The sequence below is a fragment of the Pseudomonas vlassakiae genome, assembly GCF_014269035.2.
Taxonomy (GTDB): Bacteria; Pseudomonadota; Gammaproteobacteria; order Pseudomonadales; family Pseudomonadaceae; genus Aquipseudomonas; species Aquipseudomonas vlassakiae.
In genome coordinates this window covers 176,635-192,290 of sequence record NZ_JABWRP020000014.1, presented here as the reverse complement: position 1 = coordinate 192,290, position 15,656 = coordinate 176,635, and the positions used below count along the sequence as shown (strand labels likewise).

The 15,656-nt window shown below is 65.6% G+C and carries 10 protein-coding genes; 2 read left to right on the top strand and 8 right to left on the bottom strand.

The window, feature by feature from the left end; genetic code table 11:
• Nucleotides 1–10 precede the first annotated feature (10 nt).
• From mobA to HU738_RS18620, 3 genes are read right to left on the bottom strand one after another with little or no spacing between them, the layout of a single operon-like run.
• Nucleotides 11–604, bottom strand: coding sequence for a molybdenum cofactor guanylyltransferase MobA (gene mobA, locus HU738_RS18630; protein WP_186602989.1), 594 nt, complete (start codon nucleotides 602–604; stop codon nucleotides 11–13).
• Nucleotides 605–664: 60 nt separating this feature from the next.
• Entirely contained in the window at nucleotides 665–3,787 is a 3,123-nt protein-coding gene (locus HU738_RS18625; protein ID WP_186602990.1) for a multidrug efflux RND transporter permease subunit, read from the bottom strand.
• An 11-nt stretch (nucleotides 3,788–3,798) separates the two neighbouring features.
• On the bottom strand, nucleotides 3,799–4,968 hold the full coding sequence (locus HU738_RS18620; protein ID WP_176509610.1) for an efflux RND transporter periplasmic adaptor subunit: 1,170 nt from the start codon (nucleotides 4,966–4,968) through the stop codon (nucleotides 3,799–3,801).
• Nucleotides 4,969–5,152: 184 nt separating this feature from the next.
• Here HU738_RS18620 and HU738_RS18615 point away from each other — a divergent pair, with 184 nt between their 5' ends.
• On the top strand, nucleotides 5,153–5,854 hold the full coding sequence (locus tag HU738_RS18615) for a response regulator (protein WP_186602991.1): 702 nt from the start codon (nucleotides 5,153–5,155) through the stop codon (nucleotides 5,852–5,854).
• Nucleotides 5,855–5,860: 6 nt separating this feature from the next.
• Nucleotides 5,861–7,159: an ATP-binding protein gene (locus HU738_RS18610; protein WP_186602992.1), complete on the top strand. Its 1,299-nt coding sequence runs from the start codon at nucleotides 5,861–5,863 to the stop codon at nucleotides 7,157–7,159.
• Here the strand turns inward: HU738_RS18610 and HU738_RS18605 are convergent.
• The 5 genes from HU738_RS18605 to wecB all read right to left on the bottom strand — a co-directional run bounded on the left by HU738_RS18605 (nucleotide 7,134) and on the right by wecB (nucleotide 15,469).
• Nucleotides 7,134–8,225 carry a GGDEF domain-containing protein gene (locus tag HU738_RS18605; protein ID WP_186602993.1) on the bottom strand — a complete coding sequence of 364 codons (1,092 nt, stop codon included), beginning with the start codon at nucleotides 8,223–8,225 and terminating at the stop codon, nucleotides 7,134–7,136. The genes HU738_RS18610 and HU738_RS18605 overlap by 26 nt on opposite strands.
• An 80-nt stretch (nucleotides 8,226–8,305) precedes the next feature.
• Nucleotides 8,306–9,145, bottom strand: coding sequence for a DUF4434 family protein (locus tag HU738_RS18600; RefSeq protein WP_186602994.1), 840 nt, complete (start codon nucleotides 9,143–9,145; stop codon nucleotides 8,306–8,308).
• Entirely contained in the window at nucleotides 9,145–12,147 is a 3,003-nt protein-coding gene (locus HU738_RS18595) for a phage receptor (protein ID WP_186602995.1), read from the bottom strand. Before HU738_RS18595 ends, HU738_RS18600 begins: the two co-directional genes overlap by 1 nt.
• A complete protein-coding gene (gene nfrB / locus HU738_RS18590) occupies nucleotides 12,144–14,318 on the bottom strand; it encodes a cyclic di-3',5'-guanylate-activated glycosyltransferase NfrB (RefSeq protein ID WP_176509605.1) in 2,175 nt (724 codons plus the stop codon). The genes HU738_RS18595 and nfrB overlap by 4 nt, the downstream gene beginning before the upstream one ends.
• Nucleotides 14,315–15,469 (bottom strand): non-hydrolyzing UDP-N-acetylglucosamine 2-epimerase, encoded by a 1,155-nt coding sequence (gene wecB, locus HU738_RS18585; RefSeq protein ID WP_186602996.1) that lies wholly within the window; start codon nucleotides 15,467–15,469, stop codon nucleotides 14,315–14,317. The genes nfrB and wecB overlap by 4 nt, the downstream gene beginning before the upstream one ends.
• Between the last annotated feature and the right edge of the window lie 187 nt (nucleotides 15,470–15,656).

The window sequence follows — 15,656 nt, the reverse complement described above, 5'->3', positions numbered from 1 at the left end:
TGGTGTGTTATCAGGCTTGAGGGCCTGGTCCAACGTGCAGTCTATCGGGTGTGTTGAAGTTGTTCAGCCTTGCGTCGTCATCGGCACAGTCCAGCGCTTGCACGGCTTCACGCAGCAAGGCCCTCTGCAAGCTACGTTCGCCTGCCGCCCATGCCTGCTCCAGTAATGGCAGTAGCCGGCGCGGCAAAACGCTGAACATGGGTTGCCAAAAACCGCCCTGGCGGACCATAGCGGCGCTGTCACCGTCCACCGCCAGTTGTCGCAGGGCATCGACCAGCGGCTGTTCGACCTGCGGCGCATCGCACGCCAGCAGCGCCACCCATTCATGCCTGGCCACCTGCAACCCGGCAATCACCCCGGCCAGCGGCCCGGGATAGTCCTGCTCGGCATCGCCCACCAGCTGATCGGCAAAGCCCGCGTACGCATCCTGGTTGCGGTTGCAGGAAATGATCAGGTCGTCGCTCAGCGGCCGTACGGCGCGCTGTACATGCGCGATCAACGGCTCGCCGCGCCATTCCAGCAGGCCTTTGTCGCGCCCGCCCATGCGCTGGCCGCGGCCGCCAGCGAGGATCAGGACGGAGCAGGGGGGCAGGGTATCAGGCATGAAAAAGGGTCCCGGGCAGTCAATGCCGGAACCCTCTCATTCAACGCCCGGCTTGTCCAGTCAGGCTTCGCTGGCCTGCGTCTGTTCGGCCTTGCTGCGGCCGCGTCCAGCCAGGCGCATCACCACCACGAAGAACACTGGCACGAACACGACTGCCAACGTGGCGCTGAGCATCCCGCCGATCACCCCGGTGCCAATCGCCTGCTGGCTCGCCGAACTGGCGCCGCTGGCAATGGCCAATGGCACCACGCCGAGGATGAACGCCAGCGAGGTCATGACGATCGGCCGCAGGCGCAGGCGGGCGGCCTGCACGGCAGCATCGGCGGCGTCGATGCCTTGGTCGACCAGGTCCTTGGCGAACTCGATGATGAGGATGGCGTTCTTCGCCGACAGGCCGATCAGGGTGATCAGGCCTACCTTGAAGAACACGTCGTTGGGCATGCCGCGCAGGGTCACCGCCAGCACCGCACCGAGCACGCCGAGCGGTACCACCAGCAGCACCGCGGTCGGGATCGACCAGCTTTCATACAGCGCCGCCAGGCACAGGAACACCACCAGCAACGACAACGCCATCAGCAGCGGCGCCTGGCTGCCGGACAGGCGTTCCTGCAGCGACAGGCCGGTCCATTCCAGGCCGGCACCGGCCGGTAGCTGGGCGACCAGGCGCTCGATTTCGGCCATGGCCTCACCCGAGCTGTAGCCCGCTGCCGGCTCTCCGGAAATCGCCACCGCCGGGTAGCCGTTGTAGCGGGTCAGTTGCACCGGGCCGCTGACCCACCTGGCCTGGACGAACGCGCCCAGGGGCACCATCTTGCCGCTGTTGTTGCGCACGTGGATCTTCAGCAAGTCTTCCACCTGGCTGCGCTGGTCCCCTTCGGCCTGTACCACCACCCGCTGCATGCGGCCCTGGTTGGGGAAGTCGTTGACGTAGCTGGAGCCGACGGCAACGTCCAGCACCGAGCCGATGTCGGCGAACGACACGCCCAGGGCGTTGGCCTGGCGGCGGTCGATTTCCAGCTGAACCTGCGGGCTTTCGGCCAGCGAGGACTCGCGCACGTTGGCCAGCAGCTTGCTCTTGTGCGCGCCGGCCAGCAGTTCGTCACGGGCGGCCATCAGCGCCTCATGGCCCATGCCGCCGCGGTCCTGCAGGCGCAGTTCAAAGCCGGTCGACTCGCCCAGGCCGTCGATCGGTGGTGGCAGCACGGAATAGGCCACGGCGTCCTTGAGCTGGGTGAAGGCCTGGGTGGCCCGGTCGGCGATCGACTGCGCGCTGTCGTCGCCACCGCGCTCGGACCAGTCCTTGAGCGTGGTGAAGGCCAGCGCGGCGTTCTGGCCGCTGCCCGAGAAGCTGAAACCGAGGATCAGCGTGGTGTTGCCGACGCCCGGCTCCTCGGCGTTGTGCGCCTCGATCTGGGCGGCGACCTGCTCGGTGCGCATGCGGCTGGCGCCGGGTGGCAGCTGGATGTCGGTGATGGTGTAACCCTGGTCTTCGGTGGGCAGGAACGCCGTAGGCAACTGGCTGAAGCCATAACCCAGCACGGCCAGCAGCACGCCATACAGCAACAGGTAGCGGCCACTGCGCTTCAGCGCTTGCAGCACCCAGCGCTGGTAGCCGTTGCTCAGGCTTTCGAAGCGGCGGTTGAACCAGCCGAAGAAGCCTTGGCGTTGCTGATGCTCGCCCTTGGCCAGCGGTTTGAGCAGGGTGGCGCACAGGGCCGGGGTCAGGCTCAGGGCGAGGAATGCCGAGAACAGGATCGACACCGCCATCGACAGCGAGAACTGCTGGTAGATCACACCTACCGAGCCCTTCATGAAGGCCATCGGCAGGAATACCGCCACCAGCACCAGGGTAATGCCGATGATGGCGCCGCTGATCTGGCCCATGGCCTTGCGTGTGGCCTCGCGAGGCGGCAGGCCTTCCTCGGCCATGATCCGCTCGACGTTCTCCACCACCACGATGGCGTCGTCGACCAGGATACCGATGGCCAGCACCATGCCAAACAGGGTCAGTACGTTCACCGAGAAACCCATCGCCAGCATCACGGCGAACGTGCCCATCAGCGCCACGGGTACTACCAGGGTCGGGATCAGCGTGTAGCGCAGGTTCTGCAGGAACAGGAACATCACCGCAAACACCAGCAGCATGGCTTCGAACAGGGTGTTGATGACCTGCTGGATCGACACCTTGACGAACGGCGAGGTGTCGTAGGGGATGTCGTACTTGACCCCTTCGGGGAAGTAGCGCGACAGCTCTTTCATCTTCGCCCGCACCAGGGTGGCGGTTTCCATGGCGTTGGCGCCCGGTGCCAGTTGCACGCTGAAGGCGGTGGCCGGCTTGCCGTTCAGGCGGGTGCCGTACTGGTACTCCTGGGCGCCGATTTCGACCCGGGCGACATCGCCGACGGTGACACTGGAGCCATCCGGGTTGGCGCGCAGGACAATGGCGGCGAATTCCTCCGGCGTGCTCAGCTGGCCGCGGACCACCACGTTGGCGGTGATTTCCTGGGTGCCGCGGGCGGGCAGGTCGCCGATGCTGCCGGGGGCGACCTGGGCGTTCTGCGCGGCAATGGCCTCGGCCACATCGTTGGGGGTGAGGTTGAAACCGATCAGCTTGCGCGGGTCGATCCAGATGCGCATGGCGCGCTCGGAGCCATACAGCTGCGCCTTGCCGACGCCCTTGAGGCGGCGGATTTCGTTCATCACGTTGCGTGCAAGGATGTCCGACAGTGCGGTTTCATCGAGGCTGCCGTCCTCCGAGGTGAGGGTGCCGAGCAGCAGGAAGCCGGTGGACACCTTCTCCACCTGCAGGCCTTGCTGGGTCACCTGGCGCGGCAGGCGCGACTCGACCACTTTGAGGCGGTTCTGCACATCGACCTGGGCCAGGTCGGGGTGGGTGCCAGGCTCGAAGGTCGCGGTGATGGTGGCGCTGCCCAGGCTGCTTTGTGACGAGAAGTACAGCAGGTTGTCGGCGCCGTTGAGCTCCTGCTCGATCAGGCTGACCACGCTTTCGTCCAGGGTCGCCGCCGAGGCGCCTGGGTACACGGCGTAGATTTCCACTTGCGGCGGGGCCACGTTGGGGTACTGCGCCACCGGCAGCTGGGGGATGGCCAGGGCGCCGGCAAGCAGGATGAACAGCGCGATCACCCAGGCGAAGATCGGGCGGGCGATGAAGAACTGCGGCATGGATCAGGCCCTCACTGGCCGTTGTGCTGGACGATGGACTGAGCCTCGGCGTCGACCTGGACCTGGTCACCCGCCTTGACGTGTTGCAGGCCTTCGACCACGACCCGTTCGCCGGGCGCCAGGCCCTCGCTGACCAGCCAGCGATCACCTTGGGCATTGCCCAGCACCACCTGGCGTTCGCTGATGCGCGACTGCGCGTCGACCACCAGCACTTTCGGCACCCCGGCACTGTCGCGCAGGATGGCCCGCTGCGGCACGCTCAGGCCCTTGGGCTGCACAGCTTGCTCAAGGCGCACGCGCACGTAGCTGCCCGGCAGCAGGTCGAGGTCCGGGTTGGGGAATTCACTGCGCAGGGTGATCTGGTTGGTGCTCGGGTCGACACTGATGTCGGAGAACAGCAGCTTGCCCGGCAGCGGGTAGGCACTGCCATCGTCCTGGATCAGCGTGGCACGGGCCTGGCCGTCGCCGGCCTGTTGCAGTTCACCGGCGCGCAGTGCACGGCGCAGGGCGTTGAGCTCGCGGGTCGACTGGGTGACGTCGGCATGGATCGGGTCGAGCTGCTGGATGGTCGCCAGCGGCGTGGTCTCGTTCTGGCCGACCAGGGCACCTTCGGTGACCAGGGCGCGGCCGATGCGTCCGGAAATCGGCGCGGTGACCGTGGCGTAACCCAGGTTCAGGCGGGCGCGCTCCAGCGCAGCCTTGGCTTCGGCAACGGCAGCGTCGGCCTGGAGGAAGGCGGCGCGGGCGTTGTCGTATTCCTGGCGGCTGACCGCCTTGTCGTCGACCAGCTGGCGGTAGCGCTGCTCTTGCAGGCGTGCCTGGTACAGGGTGGCTTCGGCCTTGGCCAGGGTGGCGCGTGCGCTGTCGTGGTCGGCCTTGAACGGCGCCGGGTCGATGAGGAACAGCACATCGCCCTGTCTGACGTCGCTGCCTTCGCGATAGACGCGCTTGAGCACCACGCCAGCGACGCGCGCGCGCACTTCGGCAGTACGCGGGGCGAGAATGCGCCCACTCAGCTCGGTGCTGATGGCCAGGGGCTGCAATTGCAGGGTTTCTACCCGTACTTGCGGCGTGGGTGGTTGTTCGTCCTGCTCGGCCGAAGGATCGCAACCGGCCAGGGACAGTGCAAGAAGCGCCACCAGCGCCAGGGGGCGCAGGTGTGGGGAGAGGGTGATAGGCATGCGGATCTTCCGATGATGACCCTGCATATCCTAAGGCAACCGTTCCTCGGATGGCTGTTAACACCTGTAGGACCTGTGTGAAAAAGTGTTAAGAACAGTCCTACCGGTTTGTAGGTTTCTATATTCTGCGAATACCTGTTCCGGCCTCATCGCGGATGAATCCGCTCCTACAAGCAAACCCTCTATGCCAAACATTCTCCTGGTCGAAGACGACAGCGCGCTGTCCGAGCTGATCGCCAGCTACCTGCAACGCAACGATTTCCATGTCCGGGTGATAGCCCGTGGCGACCACGTGCTGGACGCGTTCCGCCAAGACCACCCCGACTTGGTGATTCTCGACCTGATGCTCCCCGGTATCGACGGCCTGCAACTGTGCCGCCTGCTGCGTCAGGAATCGCAGAGCCTGCCGATCCTGATGCTGACCGCCCGCGACGACAGCCACGACCAGGTGCTGGGCCTGGAGATGGGCGCCGACGATTACGTGACCAAACCGTGTGAGCCCCGGGTGCTGTTGGCCCGAGTGCGCACCTTGCTGCGCCGCAGCAGCGTCAACGAGCCGCGCCTGGACAACCACCAGATCGTCATCGGTGGCCTGTGCATCGACCTCGCCGAGCGCCTGGTCAGCTGGCGTGGCGAAGAGGTGGAGCTGTCCAGCGGCGAATACAACCTGCTGGTGGTGCTGGCGCGCAATGCCGGTGTGGTACTCAGCCGCGACCGCATTCTCCAGCAATTGCGCGGCATCGAATTCAACGGTACCGACCGTTCGGTGGACGTGGCCATTTCCAAGCTGCGCCGCAAGTTCGACGACAGTGCCGGCGAGGCCCGCAAGATCAAGACCGTGTGGGGCAAGGGTTACCTGTTCAGCCGTGTCGAGTGGGAGTGCTGACGCGCCATGCTGAAAATCCTGGTGCGCCTGTATCTGGTCATCATCGTCGCTTACGCCGGGGCATTGCTGTTGATCCCGGACGCCATCGTCGGCCTGTTCCATGAGCGTTTCATGGCCTACAACCTGGACCAGGCCAAGGGTGTGCAGTCGCTCATCGTGCGCCAGTTCCAGCAGGCGCCGCAGGCGCAATGGCCGGCGGTGGAGCAGGACCTGGCCAAGGTCTTCGCGCCATTGGAGGTCAAGCTGCTGCGTAGCGAAGAGGCCGGCCTGAGCGCGCAGGAGAAAGCGCGCCTGGAGCACGGCCTGTATGCCGTGCGCATCGGTGACTGGGGCTATTACAGAACGGCGCTGGCACCGTTGGATCAGGACTGGCTGGTCAGCCTGCATTCACCACCAGACCCACTGGACATCAATGTGTTGTCCTGGGGTGTGACGGTACTGATCGGCGCGGCCATGCTCGGCTGCCTGCTGCTCTGGGTGTGGCCGCACTGGCGCGACCTTGAGCGCCTGAAGGAAACCGCCCGGCGTCTGGGCCAAGGGCAGATGGCCGAGCGCACGCACATCTCGCCGCACTCGAACATCGGCGAACTGGCAGGGGTGTTCGACACCATGGCCAGTGACCTCGAACGCCACGTCAACCAGCAGCGCGAGCTGCTCAACGCGGTGTCCCACGAGCTGCGCACGCCACTGACCCGGCTGGATTTCGGCCTGGTGCTGCTGTTCGACGAGGTGCCAGCTGCCAGCCGCAAGCGCCTGCTGGAGCTGGTCGGGCATGTGCGCGAGCTGGATGAGCTGGTGCTCGAGCTGCTGTCGTACAGCCGCCTGTACAACGCCGACCAGGCCCGTGAGCGGGTCGAAGTGTCGTTGCTGGAGCTGGTTGACAGTGTGCTCGGCGGCTTTGCCGAAGAACTCGATACCCGTGGCATTCAGTGGGAGGTGCAGGCCGAGGACGACTTGCCACGCTTCGTACTGGACCCGCGACTGACCGCTCGGGCCGTGCAGAACCTGGTGCGCAACGCCATGCGCTACTGCGATGAAAGCCTGTTGCTGCGGCTGCGACTGGAGGAGGACGGTGCTTGCCTGTTGACCGTGGAGGATGACGGCATCGGTATCCCGGCCGAGGAGCGTGAGCGGATCTTCCAGCCGTTCTACCGCCTGGACCGCAGCCGCGACCGCAATACCGGTGGCTTTGGCCTGGGCCTGGCGATCAGCCGCCGGGCAATCGAGGGGCAGGGCGGGACGCTGACCGTGGCGCAGTCGGCGCTGGGTGGGGCGCAGTTCAGGATTCGGCTGCCAGCTGGCTAGTCCATAGCACGAACCGGTCCTTGCCGCTGTGCTTGGCCTCGTACAGCGCCTGGTCGGCATGTATCAGCGCCATGCTGAGTGTGTCACCGCTGTCCACCCGGGCCAGGCCGATACTGATGGTTACCGGTGGTACGCCAGGATCGTTGCGCACCCGCTCGCACAAGGCCGCCACGCATCGCTCGGCAGCCTGCTGATTCAGCCCGGCGAAGAAGATGGCGAACTCCTCGCCACCCAGCCGGGCAAATTCGTGCCCCTCCACCCCCGCCTTGATATGCACCGCCACGCGCTTGAGTACGGCGTCGCCCACGTCATGGCCGTAGCGGTCGTTTACCCGCTTGAAATTGTCGATGTCGATCATCGCCAGGTATTGCCCGGGCGTACCCAGGCGGATCTGGCGTTCGGCGTTGGTCATGAACGCCCGGCGGTTGGGAATCTCGGTCAGGGCGTCGAAGTAGGCCTGCTCCAGCAGTACCTTGGACAGGTAGAAATTGTGCAGCTTGGCCTGGCGCATCTGCAGGTAGCTGTAGATCACCAGCCCGCTGAGGAACACCGCGTAGCTCAGCAGCATGGCACCTTCGAGCTGATCGACATCGATGCGGGTGTGGTAGAAGGGGCTGAGCATGGCCCAGGTGATGGCCATGGCGCAGAAGAACGACCAGCGCCGTACCGGCAGCACCGAAACGGCATAGAGCACGGTCGACACGCCGAGCACCAGCCACACCGGGCGCAACGGTTCGGGAATGCCTTCGATCACCAGGCGCATGCCCAGGGTGATGACGGCGATGAACAGCAGGTTGAGCACGTCGAAATGGTGGCTGCGACGGGTAAAGCGCAGCACCACGGTGAGGCAGCCGAGCAGGCCCATGAACAGGTAGGACAGCCAGGTGAAGCCCTGGCCGCCAAGGAAGCTGACGATCAGGTCGAAGACCAGCCAGATGGCGATGCTGACGCAGAAGATCAGCATGCAGAACGGGCGCATCGATTCGAATTCGTGCTGGCGGAATTCGGCGCGCAGGGCGGCGGGGGCGACCTGCTTGCGCACGTGCTCTTCGATGGTCTTGAACATCATGGGCTCCTGGGAGTACTGCATCGCCTGTACTGGCCTTTTCGCGGGCGAACCCGCCAAGAGGCCGGTACGGACAGACTTCAATTCTGTGGCAGAACACCCCGGGCCCAAGGCCGGTAGCGCAGCGCAAACACCGCTTCGGCATGGCACCCACCGCTCACCTTCGGCTGCGCAGGCTCAGCCCGGAACGGCTGCCCTGGCCCACTCACCTGGCGAAACGCCTCGCGCACCACCCCCACCCGACAGGGCAGTGCCTGTTCGTAGCTCTGGCGTACCAGCGGCGGCAAGCGCCCGGTCCCGGCACCGTCCTGCCACCACACAGTCAAGCCCAACCCGGCCAGTTGATCCAGCCAGGCGCCATTGACCCGTGGCGCCAGCTTGCCGGCGCTGAACGCGCTGATGTGCAGCGGCTTGTCCAGCCGCCGGTTGAAGGCCTGCAGTTGGCTGTACAACGCCTCGCGACGACTGCTGTCGCGAAAGTGCAGGTCGTCCAGTTCCATGGGCAGGTACCAGCCGGCCACGGGCAATTGCCAGTGTTGGCGAACCTGCTGGTACTGGCTCAGGGAGCGGCCCAGTTGCGACTTCCAGTAACTGTTCAGGCCGTCACCGTCGAGTTCCTCGATGCGCTGGTAGTAGGCCGGGTCCAGGTACAGCCCGAGCACCAGCTCCAGGCCTTGGGCATGGGCCTCGCGCAGGCTGTTGGCCAGCCAGCCCTGGGCACCGCCGAAGTCACTGTCGCCGTAGGCACTCCACTGCACGATCAGCGTCGTGCCACCTTGCGCCTTGGTGGCGCGCCACAGTTGCTGCCATTGCGTCGGGGTCACCGCGGCGTCGCGGTTGAGTGGCTGGTAGAACAGGCGTTGGTCGGCCACAGCCGGCAGGCACAGGGCGAGCATGCAGATTGCCAGGAGCGTACGCATCAGAAGGTCATCTCCGCGCCAACCAGCACGCCATTGGCGCTTTTGTAGAGGTTGCCACCCAGCGACTGCTGGTACTCGGCGCGCACTTTCAGCGAGCCGCGGTAGGCGTTGTAGCGGTCGTCGTCGAACCACCATTGCCAGCGCACACCGACCCCGGCGCGGGCGTCCTGGCGCCAGTCGTTGCTCGGGTCCTGGCTGGAGAACTCGAAGAAGCCGTAAGGCATGAGGGTCTGCGGCGAGTTGCCGGGCAGTTTCCAGGCATGCCCTTGCTGATAGCGCGACAGCCAGGCGTGGTCGCCGGCGCGGGTCCACCAGGCGGCATCGAGGTAGAGGAAGCGCTCGTTCCAGTCGTCCTCGTCGACCCGCCAGTCGTTGCGCCAGTCGCCCTGGTCGAGGAACGAGGCGGTGGCGCGCAGCAGCAGGTCGTTGCTCGATTCGGCATGGTGGCGCAAGTCGCCCCAGTTGCCGCCGACCTTGGCCGGGCTCAGCAGTTGGCCAAGGCTCAGGCCGCTGTAGTGGTCGTCGTCGATCTGCCGCTGGTGGTACAGCTCGGCGTACAGGTTGAGGTTGGCCTGGCCGAGCGGCTTGTAGCGCAGGCCGACGCCGGTGCCCATGCTTTGCGCGTAGTCGGTGCGGCTCTGGCCGCCGAACAGCACCCGGCCATAGACCGACAAGGTGCTGCCGTTGCGGCTGGGTTCCTCGCCCAGGGCGTGGTCCCACATGGCCAGCTGCACGTTCTGTGACTGGGCGCGACGTGAGGTGCCGCTGCGCTCGCCGTTATCGAGGAACTTGTCGTTGGTCGAGGTGCCTGCCGGCGACCAGGTGCTGGCCAGGGTGATGGTGTCGCGCCGTGAGAGGCTTTCATGGGCGCGGCGCTGGCGGTACTTGCGGGCTTCGAGGCTGCCGTAGTCGTCGTCGCCATCGACCAGGTTCTCTTCCACATCGATCACCCGGCGCAGTTCGCGGCGGGCCGCTGCGCTGTTCTCGACCTCGTCATAGCGCAGCGCCAGGGTCTCGCCCAGGCGATAGTCCTCGGGGAAATCGTGGGTGGCGTGTTCCAGATAAGGGATTGACTGAAGGCGCTGGGCTTTGTCTGGCGAACCAGCCAGGCGCATGCCGTAGTCGGCGCGATAACGCGGTTGGTTGGGCGCCTGGCGCACGGCTTCGGCCAGCCAGGCAGTGCTCTGTGCGCTGTCGCCAGCCAGTTGCGCGGTGCTGGCGGCAGCGTAGTAGTGGTCGGCACGCGGGTTGTGCGCCAGGGCCTGGCGCTGGAAGCCCAGCGCCGCTTGCAGGTCGCCCTGGCGTTGCGCGATGGCGGCACCCAGTGCCCAGTCATCGGCGCTGTTGTGTGCGGCGGCGTCCCAGTAGCGGCGGGCAGCGTCGGCATCGCCAGCATTCAAGGCCCCGCGGGCGGCGGTCAGGCGGGCGTTGTCGGTCCAGGCGCTGGCCGGCAGGTTGCGCCAGATTGGCTGGGCCGCTTCGGAATCGCCAGCGGCTTCCAGCGCGTAGGCCAGGGGCAGGCGGTCGCCACGGTCACCCAGGCGTTCGGCGGCCTGGTAATAGACCACTGCCTCACCGGGTTGATCGGGCATGGCGCAGCGGCCCAGGGCGCGGTACTGGCCAGCTTCGGTCGGGTTCGCCGGGATGGCCCGGTGCACGGCGTCGCACTGGCCGTTCTCAGCTAGGCGGCCGAGCAGTTGGGCGCGGGTATTGGCGTCGACCCTAGGGATCAGCCCCAGCATGCGCTGAGTGTTCAGCGGGCCATCGTTGCGCGCATAGAGATTGCCCAGGCGCTGCAGCAGGGAAGGTGTGAGTCGCCCTTGGCGACGGGCATATGCCTGTTCCAGCAAGGTGCGGGCGTGCTCGCTCTGGCCCTGTTGCAGCAGGAGGTAGGTTGTTTGCTCAAGCGCAGCGAGGTCACCGCTCTGGCGGTAGCGTCGTTCCCATTCGGCGGCCGTGCGGGGTTGTGGCGGCTGCACCGGGTCGCCATACAGGCGCTGCTTGAGCACCGCATAAGCACGTGGGTCGGCGCTGGCAGGGCAGTCCTTGAACTGTTCGCGGGCAACCTCCGGATCACGGCGTGACAACCAGTCGACGGTCTCCAGGCAAGGCCGCTGCAGCTCGTTGCTCAGGCGCCGTACCAGCGGTGCGTCATCACCTTCACGGGCCAACTCCCAAAGCTGCTGGCGTTGCTCAGGTTGCTGCAGCTGTTCGGTGGGCAGCTTCTGCAACCAGCGTTGCGCCAGTTGATTGTGGCCGACGGCAATGGCTCGATTGGCCATGGCCAGGCGAGTCTGGTTGGCCACTTCAGCGGAGGGGGCGCTTTGCAGCAGCTTTTCCAGGCCCTTTTCGTCGACTTGCTGGACATAGGCATTGGCCAGGCGCTGCCAGTCTACCGACGGCAGTTGCCCCTTGTCGGCCAGGGGTTGCAGTTGATCGATGGTTTCCTGCCAGTTGCGTAGCTGTTCGGCGAAGTTTGCCCGGGCCAGGCGCAGCACCCGGCCATCATCCCGCGGTGGCAGCTGGTTCAGCCACTCCAGGGCTTTGCCGGCGCCGCCGAACTTGGCCAGGCTAAGGCTGTAGGCTTGCCACAGCTGCACGCGCTGGGTGCCATCGACGCTGGCGAGCCAGCCTTCCACCTGGCTGGCGGCTGGCGGGTCCTGCTCGATCCAGGTCAGGCGCAGCTCTTGCAGGGCGTCAGCGTATTCGGAGCCATTGCCAAGCTGCTCGGCCATGGCTTCGGCGTCTTTGTAGCGGCGCTGGTGGGCCAGGGCTTCGACCAGCAGCGAGCGGGCTTCGTCGTTGTTCGGCACACGGCTCAGTACATGGCGGGTCAGGCGTTCGACTTCGGCCCAGTTGTCCTTCTTCGCTTCGCGGTAGCTACGTTCCATGAAGGGGTAACTGGTGAAGCGTTGGAACTCGCTCATGGGGGCTGCCTGGGTCGCCAGCGCAGTGGAACACAGCAACAGCCCGGACAGGGTGAGGGAAAGGCGCGGCTTCATGCCACCTCCCGGGTCAGGTCAAAGGCAGCCTGCTGTTCGCTGGCTTGTTCGGCGAGGGCCTGTTGCAGCACGTCTTCGGTAATGATGCCGCGGGCGATCAGGTGTTCGCCGAGGCTTTGCTGCTCGGGGTTGAAATCGATCAGTGCCTGGTTGAACAGGGTGACCGGGACCATGCCGCGTACCTGCAGGAGGGCGCCAAGCATCACCTGGTGATGGCTGACCTGCTCGATCAGGTCGGCGTCATCCTGGTGCCGCTCCAGCACGCTGAGCATCTGCTGGGTCTCAGGCATTTGCCAGGGGCTTGGGTAGTGATAGCGCAGGCCCAGGGTGACTCGGCCCTGGGGCGCCAGGCGGCAACTGACCGGGCGCTTCAGCTGGCGGCTGATGACCCCCAGCGACACCTGGCTGACGGGGCTCTCGCTGGCCAGCACCAGGGTGTTGCCGTCTTCGGCGACCGGCAGCACGCCGTAGTGCGTGGCCAGCCGGCGCGGCAGTTGGGCGATCAGTTGTGGGTCGAGCTTGAACGGGTTGAGCGGTGCCCAGGGCAGGTCGAGCTGTTCGGCCAGGGTTTGTACCAGCTGCTCACTGTTCAGCCAGCCGCGCAGCAGCAGTTCGCGGCCCAGGCGCCGGCGCACCGGGCTGGTGATCGCCTGCTCCAGCTGTTGTTCGCTGATGTAGCCCTTTTCCACCAGGCGATGGCCCAGCGGCGTGCGCGCCGGCGAGGCAAGGGCGGGGAACTCGTGGGTGGTCTTGTCCCACGCCACCCGCCGCGAATCGCCCATCTCCATGACCTGGCGCAGGGCGCGCAGGTTGGCGAAGAAGTTGACGAAGTTGCTCCACATCATCCGTGGCGCCGACAGCAGGCCTTCGAAGATGCCGTAATAGCGGGTGACGAACCAGCCGCGCTGGAACAGGCGGTTGATCAGCATCAGACCATTGAGCCAGAGCAGGGTGGCAAGCAACTGGCTGTCGCTGAGGATCGACATGAAACGCCAGGAATCGGGGGCGATCACGGTCACCAGCCACATGGCCAGCAGCACCAGCAGCAACAGGTTGACCAGGAAGCTCAGCAGGTAGGCGAACAGGCCGCGGCGGTCACGCCAGAGGAAGTAGTTGAGCGCGCCGGTGCGGCTCCAGCCGAGGTTGCTGGTGCCCTGGAAGACGATGCCGACGATCCACCGCGACTTCTGCCGGATGGCATGCTGCCAGTCGCGCGGGAAGTGCTCGCGCACGCAGATCACCTGGGAGAACTCGCGGCTCATGCCCGGCCGCCACTCGTGCTTGAGGGCCAGCGCCGGGTCGGTGATGGAGTAGCGGGCGAAAATGCACTTCATGCCTTTTTGCTTCAGGCGAAAGCCGATGTCGTAGTCTTCGGTCAGGCTCTGCACGTCGAAGGCGATGCCATCGCCGTCTTCGAGCAGGGCGCTGATGGCGCGGCGGCTGAAGCAGGTGCCGACGCCAGCACTGGGCACCTGGCCGGTCAACGCTTCGCGCACGATCACGTCCTTGCCGTGGTTCTCGGCGAACTCGTCGACGTAGTGCCCGGCGGTGAAACCCTTCCATTCCGGCGCGTAGGGGTACACCGGGATCTGGATCATGTCCTTATTCGGCAACAGGTAGTTGAACAGGCGCAATTCCATGGGCGAGATCACGTCTTCGGCATCATGCAGGATGAAACCGGCGAACTCGATACGGGCATCGTCCTGGAAGCGCAGGATGGCGTCGATGATGTTGTTCAGGCAGTCGGCCTTGCTGGTGGGGCCGGGGCGGGCACAGACCACCTTGTGCACGTTCGGGTAATGCAGGCACACGGCGTCGACGTCGGCCTGGGTCTGCGGGTCGTTGGGGTAGGTACCGACGAATATCTGGTAGTTCTCGTAGTCGATGGTCGAGGCTGCCAGGCGTGCCATTTCGCCGACCACGCCCACCTCGTTCCAGGCCGGGACCATGATCGCCAGGGGTTTTTCCGCGACTTCGAACAGGCGTTTCTCGTCGGCCTTTTCGTACTTGTCGTAGATGCGAAAGCGCCGGATCAGCTTGCGGCCCCAGTAGCACAGGTCGATGAACAGGTCGTCGAGGCCGAGCAGGAACATCAGCGAGGCGAGGATGATCGCCAGGACCTTGAGACCGAACAGCACATAGGTGAGGAAGTCGATGAAAACCAGGCTCATGCGTCGTCTCGCTGGGTGGCCGTTTCCGCGAACCAGCGCGTCAGGCGCTCGGCGATGCGCTCGCTGGCGTGGCCGTCACCAAACGGGGTATAGACCCGCGCCATGCGCGCGTAGGCCACCGGGTCGTCGAGCAGCCGGGCGGTTTCTTCGACGATGCGTTCAGTCACGGTGCCCACCAGCTTGACCGTGCCGCCCTTGAGCACGGCGGGGCGTTCGGTGACCTTGCGCAGAACCAGCACAGGCTTGCCGAGTGCCGGCGCTTCTTCCTGGACGCCACCGGAGTCGGTAAGGATGACCTGGGCGCGGTTCATCAGCCAGACGAAGTGCTGGTAGTCCTGAGGGGCGACCAAGTGGATGTTGCTGCGGTTCGACAGTACGCCATACACGGCCTTCTGCACCTGCGGGTTGAGGTGCACCGGGTAGACGAACTGTACGTCGGGGTAGCGCTCGGCCAACTGCGCGAGGGCCAGGCAGATGCGTTCGAAACCGGGGCCGAAGTTCTCCCGTCGGTGGCCGGTGATCAACACCATGCGCTGCTGCGGCTGTAGCACGCTCAGCGGCGAGTCGGCGGCCGGCTGCCATTGCCGTTCGGCGAGGTGGTCGCGCATCCACAACAGGGCGTCGATGACGGTGTTGCCGGTGACTTCGATGTGCTCTGGGGGCACGCCTTCGCGGATCAGGTTGGCGTCCGAGTCGCGGGTCGGGGTGAAGTGCAAGTCAGCGAGTACCCCGGTCAGGCGCCGGTTGGCTTCCTCGGGCCAGGGCTGCTGCAAGTTGCCGGTGCGCAGGCCGGCTTCGACATGGCCGATGGGAATGTGCCGCTGGAAGGCCGCGAGGCTGGCGATGAAGCTGGTGGTGGTGTCGCCGTGGACCAGCACGATGTCCGGCCTGACCTGGTCGTAGGCCTGGTCGAGCTTGTCCAGCAGGTCGCGAGACAGGCCATTGAGCGTCTGGTTCTGGGTCATCACCTTGAGGTCCTGATCGACGCTCAGGCCAAAGGCGGTGAGCACCTGCTCGAGCATTTCGCGGTGCTGGCCGGTGGAGCAGATGTGCAAGTTGACCTCGGGCCAGGTGCGCAGCACACGGGCCAGCGGGGCCATCTTGATCGCTTCGGGACGGGTGCCGAAGACCATCATCACGCAATACGCCATCGTCTTGATCCTCGTTCGATTCCCTGGACGAAGTTGTGGGACAGGTCGCCACTTGCAAGTGATAGATACAAGCAGTCGCAGGCGGGGTTGTCCAATAGGTGACAGGTATTCGGCGTGACAGGTTCAGCGCCTGTGAGATCGAGCGCCGCCGGCGCGGCGCTCGATCTGCGCACCACCGCAAAACCCA

What these genes read in the sequence shown, in the direction of transcription:
- mobA (WP_186602989.1), bottom strand. Translation starts at nt 604, where the DNA reads ATGCCTGATACCCTGCCCCCCTGCTCCGTCCTGATCCTCGCTGGCGGC.
- HU738_RS18625 (WP_186602990.1), bottom strand. Translation starts at nt 3,787, where the DNA reads ATGCCGCAGTTCTTCATCGCCCGCCCGATCTTCGCCTGGGTGATCGCG.
- HU738_RS18620 (WP_176509610.1), bottom strand. Translation starts at nt 4,968, where the DNA reads ATGCCTATCACCCTCTCCCCACACCTGCGCCCCCTGGCGCTGGTGGCG.
- HU738_RS18615 (WP_186602991.1), top strand. Translation starts at nt 5,153, where the DNA reads ATGCCAAACATTCTCCTGGTCGAAGACGACAGCGCGCTGTCCGAGCTG.
- HU738_RS18610 (WP_186602992.1), top strand. Translation starts at nt 5,861, where the DNA reads ATGCTGAAAATCCTGGTGCGCCTGTATCTGGTCATCATCGTCGCTTAC.
- HU738_RS18605 (WP_186602993.1), bottom strand. Translation starts at nt 8,225, where the DNA reads ATGTTCAAGACCATCGAAGAGCACGTGCGCAAGCAGGTCGCCCCCGCC.
- HU738_RS18600 (WP_186602994.1), bottom strand. Translation starts at nt 9,145, where the DNA reads ATGCGTACGCTCCTGGCAATCTGCATGCTCGCCCTGTGCCTGCCGGCT.
- HU738_RS18595 (WP_186602995.1), bottom strand. Translation starts at nt 12,147, where the DNA reads ATGAAGCCGCGCCTTTCCCTCACCCTGTCCGGGCTGTTGCTGTGTTCC.
- nfrB (WP_176509605.1), bottom strand. Translation starts at nt 14,318, where the DNA reads ATGAGCCTGGTTTTCATCGACTTCCTCACCTATGTGCTGTTCGGTCTC.
- wecB (WP_186602996.1), bottom strand. Translation starts at nt 15,469, where the DNA reads ATGGCGTATTGCGTGATGATGGTCTTCGGCACCCGTCCCGAAGCGATC.